Origin of the sequence: Collimonas sp., assembly GCF_035566375.1 — a bacterium.
In the GTDB taxonomy this organism is placed as follows: Bacteria; Pseudomonadota; Gammaproteobacteria; order Burkholderiales; family Burkholderiaceae_D; genus Collimonas.
Window position 1 is genome coordinate 38,989 of record NZ_DATMRK010000037.1, and the last position, 15,217, is coordinate 54,205.

Annotated in this window: 11 protein-coding genes; 6 read left to right on the forward strand and 5 right to left on the reverse strand. The window is 56.6% G+C overall.

Translation table 11 applies throughout. The features are described from left to right. The first annotated feature begins 311 nt into the window (after positions 1–311). From VNZ60_RS11920 to VNZ60_RS11930, 3 genes are all read left to right on the forward strand, one after another. Complete coding sequence (locus VNZ60_RS11920; RefSeq protein WP_325659370.1) at positions 312–707, forward strand: hypothetical protein; 396 nt, start codon at positions 312–314, stop codon at positions 705–707. A gap of 296 nt (positions 708–1,003) precedes the next feature. After that, positions 1,004–1,855: a hypothetical protein gene (locus VNZ60_RS11925; RefSeq protein WP_325659372.1), complete on the forward strand. Its 852-nt coding sequence runs from the start codon at positions 1,004–1,006 to the stop codon at positions 1,853–1,855. Positions 1,856–2,123: 268 nt separating this feature from the next. After that, positions 2,124–4,052 carry a M66 family metalloprotease gene (locus tag VNZ60_RS11930; protein WP_325659374.1) on the forward strand — a complete coding sequence of 643 codons (1,929 nt, stop codon included), beginning with the start codon at positions 2,124–2,126 and terminating at the stop codon, positions 4,050–4,052. A 60-nt stretch (positions 4,053–4,112) separates the two neighbouring features. Here the strand turns inward: VNZ60_RS11930 and VNZ60_RS11935 are convergent, their stop codons facing one another. From VNZ60_RS11935 to VNZ60_RS11945, 3 genes are all read right to left on the reverse strand, one after another. After that, the gene (locus tag VNZ60_RS11935; RefSeq protein WP_325659376.1) at positions 4,113–5,159 is read right to left on the reverse strand and encodes a porin; all 1,047 of its coding nucleotides are present in this window, start codon (positions 5,157–5,159) and stop codon (positions 4,113–4,115) included. A gap of 226 nt (positions 5,160–5,385) precedes the next feature. Beyond that, entirely contained in the window at positions 5,386–6,732 is a 1,347-nt protein-coding gene (locus VNZ60_RS11940) for an MFS transporter (protein WP_325659379.1), read from the reverse strand. Positions 6,733–7,093: 361 nt separating this feature from the next. Beyond that, the gene (locus VNZ60_RS11945; RefSeq protein WP_325659563.1) at positions 7,094–8,263 is read right to left on the reverse strand and encodes a 4-hydroxybenzoate 3-monooxygenase; all 1,170 of its coding nucleotides are present in this window, start codon (positions 8,261–8,263) and stop codon (positions 7,094–7,096) included. Positions 8,264–8,409: 146 nt separating this feature from the next. Between VNZ60_RS11945 and VNZ60_RS11950 the strand changes: the two genes are divergently transcribed. Together VNZ60_RS11950 and VNZ60_RS11955 are read left to right on the forward strand one after the other, a co-directional pair. Further along, a complete protein-coding gene (locus VNZ60_RS11950) occupies positions 8,410–9,348 on the forward strand; it encodes a helix-turn-helix domain-containing protein (protein ID WP_325659381.1) in 939 nt (312 codons plus the stop codon). 121 nt (positions 9,349–9,469) lie between these two features. Beyond that, a complete protein-coding gene (locus tag VNZ60_RS11955; RefSeq protein WP_325659384.1) occupies positions 9,470–10,660 on the forward strand; it encodes an acetyl-CoA C-acyltransferase family protein in 1,191 nt (396 codons plus the stop codon). A 7-nt stretch (positions 10,661–10,667) separates the two neighbouring features. Here VNZ60_RS11955 and VNZ60_RS11960 read toward each other — a convergent pair whose 3' ends face one another. Both VNZ60_RS11960 and VNZ60_RS11965 read right to left on the reverse strand, forming a co-directional pair. Then, entirely contained in the window at positions 10,668–11,333 is a 666-nt protein-coding gene (locus VNZ60_RS11960) for a YcbK family protein (RefSeq protein ID WP_325659386.1), read from the reverse strand. Positions 11,334–11,508: 175 nt separating this feature from the next. Continuing rightward, positions 11,509–12,213: a glutathione S-transferase N-terminal domain-containing protein gene (locus VNZ60_RS11965; protein WP_325659388.1), complete on the reverse strand. Its 705-nt coding sequence runs from the start codon at positions 12,211–12,213 to the stop codon at positions 11,509–11,511. 251 nt (positions 12,214–12,464) lie between these two features. Between VNZ60_RS11965 and VNZ60_RS11970 the strand changes: the two genes are divergently transcribed. After that, complete coding sequence (locus tag VNZ60_RS11970) at positions 12,465–15,191, forward strand: TonB-dependent receptor (RefSeq protein WP_325659390.1); 2,727 nt, start codon at positions 12,465–12,467, stop codon at positions 15,189–15,191. The last annotated feature ends 26 nt before the right edge of the window (positions 15,192–15,217 follow it).

Sequence of the window (15,217 nt, forward strand, 5' to 3'; positions counted from 1 at the left end):
GTTGCGGCCCGGGCGACCAACCACTCCCGTCGCGTTAGCATTCTTGAATATTCATGACCGCTCAGCGATGCCGGGTAAGCGGATCCGCTTATCTGAGCGCTGGCAGGGAAGATCACAATCATCGCGCCGCTACATCAAGTGCTTCAAGTGCTTCTCTGGCCGACCTAGTTCCTGAAAACCGCTGTCGTCACAGAACGGCATGGATCAAGTGCCGGACGGCGAAATATTCTGCAACAAGAAACCACGCTTTGCAGCGCCGATCTGAATCACCTCACGCAATCGTCGCATTCATGAGAAGCGAAGAAGATAGCATGTCTCCGCGTTTGAGCCAGCTGTTGTTTCTACTGGTTTTGAAGAGAACCATTAGTGCGCGCGCTAGCTTACAAGCTGCTTACATTCGCTCTGACTTTCCCGAATCGGCTGCATCATTGCGGGCAACTGCTGCCGCTTGCGGCGCATATCTGTGCAGCAGTGAAGCGGGGCGCCGAAAAACGCAGCTTAATTCGACGCCGGACGGAACCATGCAAATCCTGTTGTTACCTATTGCCTATATAAATGCTTCGTCGATGAGAGGAAAACCTTGCATGTCCAGAGCGCTGATCAATCGTCCTCTCTTTGCTGAGCACAAAGCCGTCTGCCGGCACGGTAAATTTTCCGCAAGCGCCATTCCCATGCAGTCCACTCGACAGATCCCTATGGGAGCATGAACGAGGCTGGCGCTTGTTTTTTATTCGCAGTTTTTTTCGCAGTCTTTTTCATTAATCAATAAAGGTTTTCCCGAAAACAGTCGCAGCCATCGAGTGCTGCCAGCTTTCGTCGATGACTGCAGGGTTGTTCGGTTCGCCGCCACTGTTTCAGACAACGGGAAATCATTTTAGAAATTTATCCACTACCAAAAAGCTATGCCATGAAGATTCCATTCACTAATCATGCGGTCGTAGGGCACAGGCCCGGAGTCGGAACTAGCGATGGCGAGCCGCCTGCTCTGGTCCGGCGCCAATCCATGACCGATAAAGTTGTAGATTTTCTGCCTTTCAAGATTAAGAATCATGGAGGAAACACTATGGCGAGCAATCTGCGCACGCAATGGGCTTCCAGTTCTTCGTTGAGGGCGGAAAGTCAGCCATCGCATCAGGCGGCGGTGTCAGATGCGAACGCGCTGGCAGCCAGTAGTTCAATCTCTGCGATCCATGTAAGCACAGAGGGTGAACAAAATATGCAGCTGGCGGAGGAGGCGCTTAGTTACGTCAAGAGCACGCTCTACGATAAAGAAAAAGGATCGCTTAAGTCGTTCAATAAAAGGAGTCTGAAAAAAGATCCTGGACAAGAACAGGCAAGGCTGCAACACGCTAGTGCGGCGTTGGGGCAAATTGGAAATCTTGATCTGAATAATACGCAGGAATATTCGCGCGGCGTTTGGAACGGAAAGGGCCATAACTGTACGGCGCTGGCACAGGCGTCTGAAGACTGGATCGCCTGGAAGAACCCGTCGGCGCCCGTTGCCAAACTCTGGTTTGGCACAGACCATGCCGCTACGGTGATAGGAGAAGTCCCTCCCCACTTGATAGGGGCGGATATGAAGAAGTGGCCCGAGCATGTGGCGATTTGCGATCCCTGGTTGAATCTCGCCTGTCCCGCCAGAGAGTATCCAGACAAATTTACCGCGAAGATGGCGAAATGGGCGCGCGATGAAAAAGAAATTCTAGCTGGCCAGACCTGGATAAAACCGCAAGATGAGAATTGGATCGGGTTAATCGACCGTCCGAAAAATCTGCTTCAACGCAGCAATGCTGGTACAGGTCCGGTAAGTTACAACTATGTGCCGCCAACCGCCGTCGCATCCGGCGAATCGTAATCTGTTTTTATAAAGTGCAAATGAAGCGGACGGAGCCCTCGCGGCTCCGTTTCCCCAATGCTCTGCTGCTAGCCGTACTTCATCACCGCTAATCAGCTCCCCTCATGGTTCAAAAACAGGGAACAATTTTTAGTTCTCATGTGACAATTTTTTGCTGTCGATCGACCTATATTTGCCCCACCTGGGGCTATGGAGAGCGCAATTACGCTACAAACAGATGGCACGAATATTGCCGAAAGGAAATTTTCGCCCATCAAGAAAGTGTGTAATGCGTTTTTTCGCTCTCTCATCCATGCGCCGCTCGGCGACAGCTGCCGCTGCCTTGTCACTGCTCCTGTCTGCTTGCGGCGATGGCGGTTCCAATAACTCCAGCTCATCGACCACGTCCGGTTCCGTGGCCGCTGGCGGAAATTCTGAAAATCCCGGCGCAGCAACGACACCGCTTGTTCCCAATCAGGGCGCGCCAGCCACTCCATCCCAGCCTGTTGTAAGTGGTTCGCTTGCACTAAACAGCGTGGAGCTGGCGCAAACACATGTGGTGCCGCCAACCGGCCGCACCATGCAAACCGCGAATGGCAACAGCCGCACTTTAAACCTGCTGGCTAACCGGGCGGCGTTGCTGATGGTGGAGCCGGCCAGCGCAGGCGGCGCGATGCAGGTCGAAGTCGTCAGCAGCAGCCTCGGCAGCCTGACTCTGAATACCCCCGACAAATTGCCGGCTACCGACAATGGCATGCCCAGTTACTCCTCCAGCAAATACAGCGTGCTGCTGCCGAAGGAATGGATACAACCGGGGGTTACGTTGAAGATCACACGTGGCAGCGAAGTCGCTACGGTGCCGCTGACCGTGACCGGCGGCGTCAACCTGGAAGTGAAAACCGTGCCGGCCTTTTTCTTCGGCGCCACGCGTGTCATGGCCGCCGCCGAAAAATTGGAAATGGATGCCGGCATAGCCGCCGACTACGCACAGGAAATCCCCGCTGCATCGGTGCAAGGAGTCAATCTTGGCGACCTGTCGTTCAGCGACTTCGTGGTGGCGCCCACCGGCACCGCAGCGGCTCAGGCATATGCTTCCTTCGCCGCCGCCAGGGCCGGGTCTGGCGGCGACGGTTATGTACTGATGGGGCAGATGCTGCAAGTCCTGCCCGAATTGCGCAGCGTGACGGCGAACAATGACGGCAATCTGAATGTCGCCTACTGGATGCCGATGGTGCTGGAAGACCCGCTTAGCGGCAAGCTTATCGGCATGGGTGGCGGGCTGACTAGTGTCGGCGCCACTAATGCAGATGGCGATTCCGATAATTATGGCGGCATTTTCGTGCATGAGATGGGCCACGGTTTCGGCATGTTGCATGCGGGCGATATGTATAACAGCGGCAGCTATCCCTACCCGGGCGGCAGCTTGTCCGGATCGAGCTGGGGTTATGACGCAATCCGCAATCAATTGTTGTCACCGGTATTGCCTGCCTTGCCTTGCAAAACCAGCGGCCGCCAGCTGGACCCTGCAGGACGCTGCTATCGCCAGGATCCGATGCAAGGCGGCTCCGGCGATCACGCGAGCGGCTATCGCTGGAGCATGTTTGCCGACTACAGCAGTGCGCTGATACAGGGCTGGATGAACAGCCGTATCGTTTATGATCCGGCCGCGGGCAGCGCTGCAAGCCAATTCACCAGCTGGTCCGCAAGCCAGGGCGCCTACGTCGACGCCAGTTCCAAAGTAAGCCAGCTGCAACGCGACATGCAAGGCAAGCAGCAGGTCGTCACCGTGCTGGGCAACATTTCCAAGACCGATGGCACGCTGAATCGTCTGGCGGTAAGCAGCACAGGCCAGGGAAATCTGCCCCGTACCTTCGATCCGGCCAGCCAGTCCGACTGGGATCAGATGAAATTGAAATATGCGAATTACTGTCAAAGCACCGGCTGCGACTACACCTTGCGCGCCACGTTTGCCGATGGCACGACACAAAATGTGCTGCTGCCCAAGGGCTACCATCAGAGCAACAGCAATACCGCCAACCCGAATGCAGACGATCCGCTTAACGGCGCCAGCTTCAAACGTTTCGCCGTCAATTTCAGCGCGGCAAAAAGCTTGAAGCGGCTGGATTTGTATGTGACGGAATTTGGCGCCAAGCCGACGTTTACCGCGATCAATTCCAGCAGCCTGGTAAGTCCTATCGCCAGCTGGGTCGCGCCTTGATCATTCCAGGCGCATGTGACGGGGCGGGCAGGCCGTAGCCTGCGACGGCTTACCCTGCTGTCAGAACTTGTGACGCATGCCAAACACCAGGGCGCGCGGATCGGCGCCTGGATTGGCTGCGGCGACTTCGCTGCCATTCGCCGAGCCTACGCCAAAATTCGCTTTCGCATCGTTATTGACGCGCGAGTAGCCGGTGTACAAGGTAGTCCGCTTGGACAGGTCATAGTCATACACCAGGCCATAACTGCGTGAATTGGCGTTGGCGGCGCTTTTGTTTTTCAGGCTACCGTAACTGAAATTGACTCTGCCGCCGCCCAGTGGAACATCCAGCGCCACCGACCAGAAATCGTAGTTGGGAATCGCCACACTGCTGAAATCGTTGCGTACCGTTTCCAGCACCAGATACGGTTTCATGAAAGAAAAATCATAGGACACAGCCGCCGCCAGATTCTTGGTCAGGTTATCCGGAACCGAAGGCGTCTTTTTCTTGGAGGCGTAGCTGAGTGCGGCAGACAAGGGGCCATTGTCGTAATTGGCCTGGATGTTGAACAGGTTGCCGTAGGACTGGCTGACGTTCGGCACCGTTGTATTTTCGCCGAATGCGTAGAACAGCGACAGCGTGACGCCGGCGAACACTGGCGAGACATACTTGATCGAATTGTCCAGCCGCACATCTTCGAGCGCCGGCACGTAGGCGGCGGCCGCGTCGCCGAAACCGACCGCGTGTGTGCTGAATTTAGTGTGCATCGAATGCAGCGGTTCATATTGACGCCCCAGCGTGACGGCGCCTGCGCTAGAACTCAGGCCGACAAAAGCCTGGCGGCCGAACAACAAGCCGCTCTGGGCGAAGGAGCCATTGTCGACGTTGAAACCGTTTTCAAGCGTGAACAAGGCTCTCAAGCCGCCGCCGAGATCTTCGGTTCCGGTAAACCCGATCCGGCTCTGGCTCAGGTTGCCGCTTTGCACGCGGTTCAATTTATCTTTGCCGTTGTTGGCGAACTCGATGGAGGCGTCGACAATACCGTAGATAGTGACGTTGCTGCTCTGCGCGTGCGCTGCGCTGGCGACGGTAGCCAGAGCAGACAAGATAACAAGTGATTTCTTCATAAATATGTCTCCAGATATTTTTATAGTCAGGTGCTGCGGCAATGCTTCACGAATTGACGGGCATGCTGCGTCCCGCCAATCAATCGGCTTAAAAAGGGGCAATACCGGGCCTTAGCGAAGCGTGATCTTCGCCGCCAGGGGTTTCATGGTGGTAAAGGAAGCCGGCTTATCTCATTGCAGCCATTCGCGAATGAAAAGGCGCGGCTCCGTGAAGCGGGTCAGTGGGTCATCTGCCGGCCATGCTGAGCTGCCCGTGCGATCTCAAATGGAGATGCTTGAACAACAGCGCGGCGGCGGCAACGAAAGCCGGCAGCGCCAGCAGGCTGAAAATGGCGCTCAGGCTCCAGCCGAATTGCAGCAGCTGGCCGCCAATCGTTGCGCCCAGAATGCCACCGAGACGGCCGATGCCGAGCATCCAGGCGACGCCGGTAGCGCGGCCCCGGGTTGGATAAAAACCGGCAGCCAGCGCCGGCATCGAAGATTGCGCGCCGTTCATGCACAAGCCGGCAATGAACATCAAGCCGCCGAGCAGCACGGCGTCGCCGGTGCCGCGGCCGATGGCGTACACAAAAATCCCGGTCAGCACATAGGTAATCGCAATCGCCTTATGCGCGCTCATGCGATCCATCAGCCAGCCGACTGCCAAGGTGCCGATCACGCCGCCCAAGGGAAACAGGGCGGTGATGGTGCTGGCCTGCGACAATGAAAACCCGGCGTTCTTGATGAGTGTCGGCATCCAGCTGGTCAGCAGATAAAAAATCAGCAAGCCCATGAAATAAGTCAGCCACAACATCAGTGTGCCAAACCGGTAGCGCGCCGAAAAAATTACCGCCAGCGCAGTTTTTCCCGCCAGGGCAACCAGTTCGGGAACGGTAAAGCGCACCTCCGTGCTAATCGAGCCGGGAGCAATCCGGTTCAATACCTCGGCGATTTTTTTATCCGGCCAGCGCCGCACCACCATGAAACGTGGCGATTCCGGCAATTGGATCAACAGCAACGCCAGCAGCAGCGGCAAGCAGCCGCCGACGAGGAACATGCTGTGCCAGCCGTAACGCGGAATCATCCAGGCCGCAACAAAACCGCCCAGCGCAGAACCCAGGGTGAAGCCGCAAAACATGGTATTGACGATCATCGAGCGCTTGCGTTGCGGGGCGTATTCCGACATCAGCGTGACCGCATTCGGCATCGCCGCGCCCAATCCGAGGCCGGTCAGGAAACGCAAGGCAGTGAGGATCTGGATCGAGCCGGCGAAGGCAGACATCAGCGTCCAGAAACCGAACAGCAAGACCGACGCCAGCAGCACTTTTTTGCGGCCGATGCGGTCCGCCAGCGGCCCTGCCAGCAGCGCGCCGATCGCCAATCCGACCAGTGCAGCGCTCAGCACCGGCACCAGGGCCGCCTTTTCGACGCCCCATTCCTGGCTCAAGGCGGGCGCCAGGAAGCCGATGATTGCGGTGTCGAAACCGTCAATCGCGATGATCAGGAAACACAGCCCCAGGATCAGCCATTGATAGAGAGAAAACGGTTTGTCGTCGATGAATTGCTGTACATCGACGGTGGGTTTGGCCGTCATGCTGGGCTCCCGCTGCACGGCTGGAACAGCGCGGGGTTGCGATCAATATGAAAAACGGCATGAAAGATAAGGACGGCACGCGGCCGCCGCGAACGGATGGTGCTAGGCATTGGATTGTCTCCTGGTTTTATATTTTTATAGTTAAGTCACCAAAGCACGGGCGAGCGTTCTTTGGTGTTGTGCGCAAATCTTTGCATGCTTCCGGTTTGCTGAATACTAGGGCTTGCACTAGCCCGTATCAAGACGCTGATGTCGTGCAGTAAGCGGTTATCGCACGTATTGTGCGATAACCGCCCAAATGGACATGGTTTTCAACATTGCAGATTGATTCTATTTTCTGAAAAACACATTCAGGCTGTCGTCAAAATTGCATGCCGACGTAGTTTTCCGCCAAGGCTGTGGCGGCGGCGCGTGAAGCCACCACATATTCCAGTTCAGCCCGCTGCAACTGCTGCTGGAACGGCGATGCATCCGAAAAATTGTGCAGCATGCTGGTCATCCACCAGGAGAAATGCTCGGCGCGCCAGACCCGTTTGAGCGCCGTTTCGGTATAGCTGGCCAGCAAGTCCTGCTGGCCCTTTTTATAGAATTGCTCAAAGCCACGCGCCAGCAGGCGCACGTCCGAGACGGCAAGATTCAAGCCTTTGGCGCCGGTAGGCGGCACGATATGGGCGGCGTCGCCAGCCAGGAACAGCCGTCCGTATTGCATCGGCGTAGAGACAAAACTGCGCATGCCGATGATGTTTTTCTGGAATATTTTTCCTTCTTTCAGCGCCCAGCCATCCTCACACGTCAGGCGCGTATTTAGTTCCGACCAGATGCGGTCATCGGACCAGTTATTCACATCGTCCTTGGGATCGCACTGGAAATACAGGCGCTGCACCGTCGGCGAACGGGTGCTGACCAGGGCGAAGCCGCGTTGATGCTGGGCGTAGATCAATTCATCCGAAGAAGGCGGCGCCTCGACCAGAATGCCAAACCAGCCGAATGGATAGTTGCGCTGGAAATCCTGGCGCGGATTCTCGGGGATGCAGGGCCGCGAAATGCCATGAAAGCCATCGCAGCCAATCACGAAATCGGCCTGCAACACAGCCGGTTCACCCAGATGCGTATAACGCACTGAGGGCGCCGTGCTCTGGAGATCGTGCAGGCTGACATCGCTCACTTCGAATAGGATTTTTCCGTCAGCGGCCAGGCGTGCGGCAACCAGGTCCTTGATCACTTCATGCTGCGCATAAACAGTAATCGAGCGTCCGGTAAGTTCAGTCAGATTGATGCGATGACGGCGGCCGCCGAAAGCCAGTTCAATACCGTGATGCACTACACCCTCACGCTGCATCCTGGCGCCGACGCCGCTCTGGTTCAAGATATCCATCGTGCCCTGTTCCAGCACGCCGGCGCGGATAGTGGCCTCGATCTCGGCGCGGCTGCGACTTTCCAGCAGGACAGATTCGATACCGTTCAGATGCAGCAGGTGCGATAGCAAAAGACCTGCCGGCCCGGCGCCGACGATAGCTACTTGGGTTTTGATTGTGTGCATTTGTCTTCTCCATTTTTAATGATGTTTGTATATCCCCGGTGGCTATAGATGCTAGTCCAGACGGCTTCAGTAAAAAATGGATGAAACGCAGAATAACTTGTACTATTTTGACAGTCACTTGTTTCAGGAAACACTCCATGAGCGCTCGGCATGCAATCAAGAAAGTCAACAAAAAAGCGATAAAACGAGAGATCCCGCAATTTGCCTTATATGGAGAAAACACGGCGCCAGAGAACGCCGAATTTGTCCATATCGAGTTGATAGAAACACGCAGCCGGCTGCACGACTGGCATATTCAAAGCCACACGCATCGCGGCTTGTTTCAGATCCTCTTTCTGTTCGGCGGCCATGTCCGCGCCGAGATCGACTCCGGACTTTGGGAATGCGAGGGGCCGGTGGCGCTCACCATCCACCCATCGGTAGTGCATGGTTTCGATTTCTCAAAGGAAGCACAAGGTTTTGTCTTGACGGTCGACCAGAGTTTGCTGTTTGGCGACAAACCTGGCGTTGATGCAGCCTTGTTTTCAACTATTTTCGTCGAGCCGCTGGCGATAGATCTGACTGCCGTCGATGAAAGCCGGCAACGCATCGAAGCCTTGCTAAAACAATTGCTGACCGAATCGTCCTGGCCGCGCGCCGGGCATACCCTGATGTTGGAATGGCTGGCGCGCAGCGTATTGCTGCTGCTGGTGCGCCTGCATTCCGATCAGCGCTCGGCGGACCGCACCGGCCGTCACGATTTCGAATTGTTCAGCCGCTTTCGGGTGTTGGTGGAAGAACATTACAACGAGCAATGGCAGGTCGGCCGTTTTGCGCAACAGCTGCGTGTCACCGAAAGCCGCCTGAACCGCCTATGCATCAGGCTCACCGGCAAATCGGCATTCGACATGATGCAACATCGGTTGATGCTGGAAGCCAGGCGCAAACTGACTTACCTGCCATCCGCAGTAGCCAGCATTGCCTACGAGCTTGGCTTTCAGGATCCGGCTTATTTCAGCCGTACCTTTAAGCGGCATACGGGCTTGACGCCTAAGGAATTCCGTCAGCAGACGACGTCTGAAGGAAATGAGTTCTAGAATGAACTCCGCGAGCGCGTCTGCGCTAATATGATTGTCTGCATTCAACGGCGCTGCCAGTCCACTGCGGGGGCGCTCATACGCTTTGCTATCACGTGATTAATCAAACCAGGAGATAAACATGGCTAACATCAGAGAAGTAGTAATTGTCGGCGCCGCCCGTACCGCGATTGGCGCATATGGCGGCGCATTGAAGGATTTCGCGCCAGGCGAGCTGGGCGCGATTGCGGTCAAGGAAGCATTTGCGCGCGCCAAGGTCGAGCCAAACCAAGCCGGTCAGATCATATTCGGCAACGTCATCCACACCGAAGCGCGCGACATGTACGTGTCACGCGTGGTCGGCCTGAATGCCGGCATGGGCAAGGATTCCACGGCGCTGACGCTTAACCGCTTGTGCGGCTCGGGCCTGCAAGCCATCATCACTGCCGCCAACGCCATCCAGCTGGAGGAGACCGATATTGCAGTCGGCGGCGGCGTCGAAAGCATGAGCCGTTCGCTGTACGCTACGCAAGCCGCTCGCTTTGGCGCGCGCATGGGCGATATCAAGATGATCGACATGATGGTCGGCGCTTTGTCCGACCCTTTCGGCGCCGGCCACATGGGCATCACTGCTGAAAACGTGGCGGAGAAGTACGGCATCTCGCGTGAAGAGCAGGACGCCTTTGCGTTGGAAAGCCAGAGACGTGCGACTGCGGCCATCGCCGCCGGTCACTTCAAATCGCAAATCGTGCCGGTTGAAATCAAGACGCGCAAAGGCGTTGCACTGTTCGACACCGACGAATATCCGAAAGCCGACGCCAGCATGGAATCGCTGGCTAAGCTGAAACCGGCGTTCAAGAAAGAGGGCGGCACGGTTACGGCCGGTAATTCCTCCGGCATCAACGACGGTGCGGCAGCTTGCGTCTTGATGGCGGCTGATGCAGCGGCGCGCGCCGGTTTGACGCCATTGGCGCGGGTGGTTTCTTACGGCGTGGCCGGGGTTGATCCGACGATCATGGGAACCGGTCCGATTCCGGCGGTGCAGCTGGCCTTGAAGCGCGCCGGTCTCAGTCTTGACGATTTGGATGTGATCGAATCCAACGAGGCTTTCGCTGCGCAGTCGCTGGGTGTCTGCAAAGGCCTGGGCCTTGATCCGGCGCGGACCAATGTCAACGGCGGCGCCATTGCGCTCGGCCATCCGCTGGGGGCGAGCGGCGCCATCATCGCCATCAAATGCCTGTATGAGTTGATACGCACTAATAAACGCTATGGCTTGATCACCATGTGCATTGGTGGCGGTCAAGGCATTGCCATGATCATCGAGCGTATTTGAAGGCGAATCACCCTTTCCAGGTGCGTTGCAATCCGGTGTCGGCGTGAATCCAGCCGCCATTTTTCCCAGGGCGGTAATAGAAGCCGACTCCGCCTTGGCGGAAGCTGCGGATCAAGCCACCCAGCACGTCGGCATCCAGTTGCGTGAGGCGGATGTCGGCTGCGCGGCCTTCCAGGTGCAATGATTTGCGCGCCGCCGGCACCCCGGTTTCGATCAGGTGCTGATTGGTTGAGGCGGTACGGAATCCTGACAGGATTTCCAGCGGCTGGACAATCCCGTAGCGCGCAATAAAAGCCTGGGTGCCCCACAAGGTTTCAAGCAGCTTGGGGTCTATCGGCGCGGTTTGCTTACCCTGGACATCGCGCAGCAGATGGCATAGCTGCTGATAGGCGGACTCTTGAACTTCCCCATCTTTCCAATATAGAAGTTTCGCTCGCTCACCGCTGGCGGGGCGTGTCACCTCGATCACGCGCGGCTTGAGCCAGAATTCCAGGTCGACCAGTTGCGCGTCAAAGATGTCTGGCGGCGGATCCATTGCCGGCAGGGTGTCAGAAGGAGTGGCGGATGCTTCCTTGGCGAAAGCTGTCGGAGCTGCAAACGGGAGCTGGCTGGAAAAGAGTCCGGAGGCGGTCAGGAACAAACTCTTTTGTAGGAATTTTCGGCGCGATGGCATGGCGGTCCAAGTGTAATGGGATGCGCAATTTTATCGCACCGCCCCCGGCTTGAGTAGCCGCCGGGGGCTTTGCCGCTGCTTGATCCGGCTTATATTCGGCTTATATTCGGCTTATATTCGGCTTATATCGGGCTTATATCGGGCTTATATCGGGCTTATCGGGCTTATCCGAAATTCAGCCGCGCTGCGGAATCGTCAGACCCTTGGCCACTGCCGGCCGCGCAAGAAATGCAGCGAGAGCCCGCGTGACATGCGGGAAATCGGCGATGCCCACCAGATCGCCAGCCTCGTAGAAGCCGATCAGGTTGCGTACCCACGGGAAGGTGGCGATGTCGGCGATGGTGTAGGTGTCTCCCATGATCCATTGACGTTGCGCAAGCCGTTGGTTGAGCACCGCCAGCAAGCGCTTCGATTCCGCCACATAGCGGTCGCGCGGGCGCTTGTCTTCGTAATCCTTGCCAGCGAATTTATTGAAGAATCCAAGCTGGCCGAACATCGGTCCGATGCCGCCCATCTGGAACATCAGCCACTGGATCGTTTCATATCGTCCAGCGCGATCCTGCGGCATGAAGCGCTCGCTTTTGTCCGCCAGATAAATCAGGATCGCGCCGGATTCAAACAGCGGCAGCGGTTTGCCATCGGGGCCATTGGGATCGATGATGGCCGGGATCTTGTTATTCGGATTGAGCGAGAGGAACTCCGGCGAGGTCTGGTCGTTGCTGTCGAAACTGACCAGATGCGGTTCGTAAGGCAGGCCGGTTTCTTCCAGCATGATCGAAACCTTGACGCCATTGGGAGTCGGCAGGGAATACAGCTGGATCCGTTCGGGATGGCGGGCGGGCCATTTCCTGGTGATGGGGAAAAGGGAAAGATCGGTCATCAAAGCTCCTGTGTGTCGGTCTGTCTGGAAATTTTCCAGGTGCGGAAAAAACACCCAGTCTAAAGCAAGCCGGGCAAGCATGCTTTGAGCGTGGCCGCTGCATTCAAATTTGCGAAAAGTGTTTTCCACATAACGCATATAGATATGTAAAACTGTCAGTTTGTATTGCCACCCGTCTACTATATTCTCGATCCCCATTAAAGAGCGACACAGTTCTTTACAAAAGAATATATGCGAAGGAATGGCCATACATGTTGAGATTTAAAAACCTGCCGGCGCAGACTGCGCTGTCTGTATTGATTGCTTATGCAATCCCGAATTTTCATCAACTAACTTATGCCCAGGCCGCAGAAGACAACGCGGCAGCCAGCGACACTAAAGCGGTCGTAGTCACCGGTTCGCGGATTCCCCGCGCCAGCAAGGAAGGGCCAACCAGCGTCACGGTGATCACCGGCGAGGATATCGAAAAGCAGGGCTATCGCAACGTGTTCGAGGCCCTTAGTGCGCAGACCCAGAATACCGGCATGACCCAGGGCGCCGACTACGGCAACACCTTCACGCCCGCGGCGAACACCATCAGCTTGCGCGGCCTCGGCCCGAATCACACGCTGATCCTGCTCAACGGCAGGCGGATTGCCGACTATCCGGTGGCCTATGAAGGCTCAGTCAATTTCGTCAACCTGGCGAATATCCCGTCGGCGCTGGTGGAGCGGATTGAGATATTGAACAGCGGCGCCTCGGCGGTGTATGGATCGGACGCGATTGCCGGCGTGGTCAACATCATTACTAAAAAGAAGGTCAGCGGTTTCGACCTCAACATCAAGGCCGGCGGCAGCCAGGACGGCGGTGGCGCCAACCAGCGGATCCAATTCACCGGCGGCGGCAGCAGCGGCGATTTGAGCGGAGTGTTTGGCATAGAACTGAGCCGGACCCAGCCGATCTGGGCCCGCCAGCGCGATTTCATGTCATCGGTTTCATCCGACGGCACGGCGCCGACTGCGGTATTTTCGCGGCTCAATGTCGACCGCAATAAATACATCGATCCGGGCGCAGATACTTGTGGTCAGCTCGGCGACCTGTTCTATGACAGCGTGGTTAGGACGCAGGTGAAAAAAGGCGTGTATTGCGGCAGCGGCAAGGCGCGCCCCGCCTACTGGACCATCATGACCCAGAACGAGAGCGAAAATCTGTTCGGCAGCTTGCGTTATCAACTGAGCAGCAAGACCGAATTGTTCAGCGATCTGATGCTGGGATTTAATTCTACGGAAAATAATACGCGCGGCCCAAACTGGACCTCCGAGGCCGCCAACGGCAGTTATTTCTATAATCAAAATAGCGGCGTCAACGAGAGCTGGGCACGCCGAATTTCGCCCGAAGAAATCGGCGGAGCGACGCGTTACAACAGCAAATGGCATGACGTCGCGGCTAATCTGACGGTAGGCATACGCGGTGATATCCCATCGACCAGCAGCTGGAATTATGAGACGGCTTACAATATCTCCGCCTATACCAGCCGCAGAACCACGCCTTTGCTGCTGAAGAATGTCGATAGCTTTTTCCTCGGTCCGCGGCTTGGCTATGATGCCGACGGTATCGCCATCTACGCACCGGATCCGAAAAAACTGTACCAGCCTCTGACGCCGGATCAGTTCAACTCCATCACCGGCGAAGCGACCAGCCGCAATAAATCCTGGACCCAGACCTTGAGCCTGAGCGCTAACGGCGAACTGTTTAATTTGCCGGCCGGGCCGGTGCGTCTGGCGGCGGTGACTGAATTCGGCAGCCAGGGTTTCAGCAACACCCCGGATCCGCAATATAACCAAGGCGTATTCTTCAACCAGGCAGCGGCCGAAGGCGCCAGCGGTTCGCGCAAGCGCTACGCCCTGGGCGCGGAATTGAATATCCCGATCGTCAAGCAATTGACCGCCACCGTCGCCGGCCGTTACGACGAGTACAGCTTTGCCGGCCGCAACGACGGCAAATTCACCTATAACACCGGGCTCGAATTCCGTCCTGCCAAGACCTTGCTGTTGCGGGGTAACTATGCAACCAGTTTCCGCGCACCTGACATGAACTACATCTATTCGACCACCACCCGCGGCTACTATGCTGCGACCACCGATTATTACCGCTGCCAGCAGGCAGGGCAGGCTTTGGCCGGCTGTGAGTTCAATAATTATTCGCCGGGCGCGAACTATATCCAGACCGGCAGCAAGGATCTGAAAGCCGAAAACGGCAAGTCCTGGAGTTATGGCGTGGTGTGGTCGCCCAGTTCCAATTTTGATATATCGGCCGATTTCTGGCGGATCCAGATCGACAACCTGGTCACCAATCTCGACCCCGATATCATTTTGCACAATGAAGCCAATTGCCGCGCCGGCCAGCTCGACATCAATTCGCCGACCTGCGTCGATGCGCTGGCGCGGGTGCAGCGCAACCCGGCCAATGCGCCGCTCAATCCGAACGCCATCCAGGAAATCCTGGTGAATCCGATCAATGCCGCGCAAGAGCGTACTAGCGGTCTCGATGTCAGCGGCAAGTGGCGCGTCAAGGCAGGCGACGTTGGCGATTTCCTGCTGAAGGCGAATTACACCAAGGTGCTCAGCCATCACTACCGGCAGTTTGCCAGCGATCCGGATCAGGATCTGTTGAATGCGCTGACCAATCCGGACTGGGGTTCCAAGGTCAACGCCAGCGTGACCTGGTTGCGCGACAAGTGGACCAGCACGGTGCAAGTCACGCGCTACGGCAGCTTGCCCAGCTCCGATCAGACCCGCCGCATCTCGCCCTTTGCGTTGGTTAACCTGAGCGCCAGTTATCAGATCAATCCACGGGCATCGGTGGCGCTGATCGTTAATAATGTGTTCAATTCGGTGAAGCAAGACAATACCGCCGGTTGGCCGTATTATCCTGTGGGTAACTACAATCCCTATGGCCGTCAGGGATGGCTGGAATTCAATTATCACTTTGGTTCGTAGAAGATATTTTCATTGCCGCAGCTGGA

Bases quoted from the DNA above. Each gene is read 5' to 3' on its own strand.
- VNZ60_RS11920 (WP_325659370.1), top strand. From the start codon at position 312: ATGTCTCCGCGTTTGAGCCAGCTGTTGTTTCTACTGGTTTTGAAGAGA.
- VNZ60_RS11925 (WP_325659372.1), top strand. From the start codon at position 1,004: ATGACCGATAAAGTTGTAGATTTTCTGCCTTTCAAGATTAAGAATCAT.
- VNZ60_RS11930 (WP_325659374.1), top strand. From the start codon at position 2,124: ATGCGTTTTTTCGCTCTCTCATCCATGCGCCGCTCGGCGACAGCTGCC.
- VNZ60_RS11935 (WP_325659376.1), bottom strand. From the start codon at position 5,159: ATGAAGAAATCACTTGTTATCTTGTCTGCTCTGGCTACCGTCGCCAGC.
- VNZ60_RS11940 (WP_325659379.1), bottom strand. From the start codon at position 6,732: ATGACGGCCAAACCCACCGTCGATGTACAGCAATTCATCGACGACAAA.
- VNZ60_RS11950 (WP_325659381.1), top strand. From the start codon at position 8,410: ATGAGCGCTCGGCATGCAATCAAGAAAGTCAACAAAAAAGCGATAAAA.
- VNZ60_RS11955 (WP_325659384.1), top strand. From the start codon at position 9,470: ATGGCTAACATCAGAGAAGTAGTAATTGTCGGCGCCGCCCGTACCGCG.
- VNZ60_RS11960 (WP_325659386.1), bottom strand. From the start codon at position 11,333: ATGCCATCGCGCCGAAAATTCCTACAAAAGAGTTTGTTCCTGACCGCC.
- VNZ60_RS11965 (WP_325659388.1), bottom strand. From the start codon at position 12,213: ATGACCGATCTTTCCCTTTTCCCCATCACCAGGAAATGGCCCGCCCGC.
- VNZ60_RS11970 (WP_325659390.1), top strand. From the start codon at position 12,465: ATGTTGAGATTTAAAAACCTGCCGGCGCAGACTGCGCTGTCTGTATTG.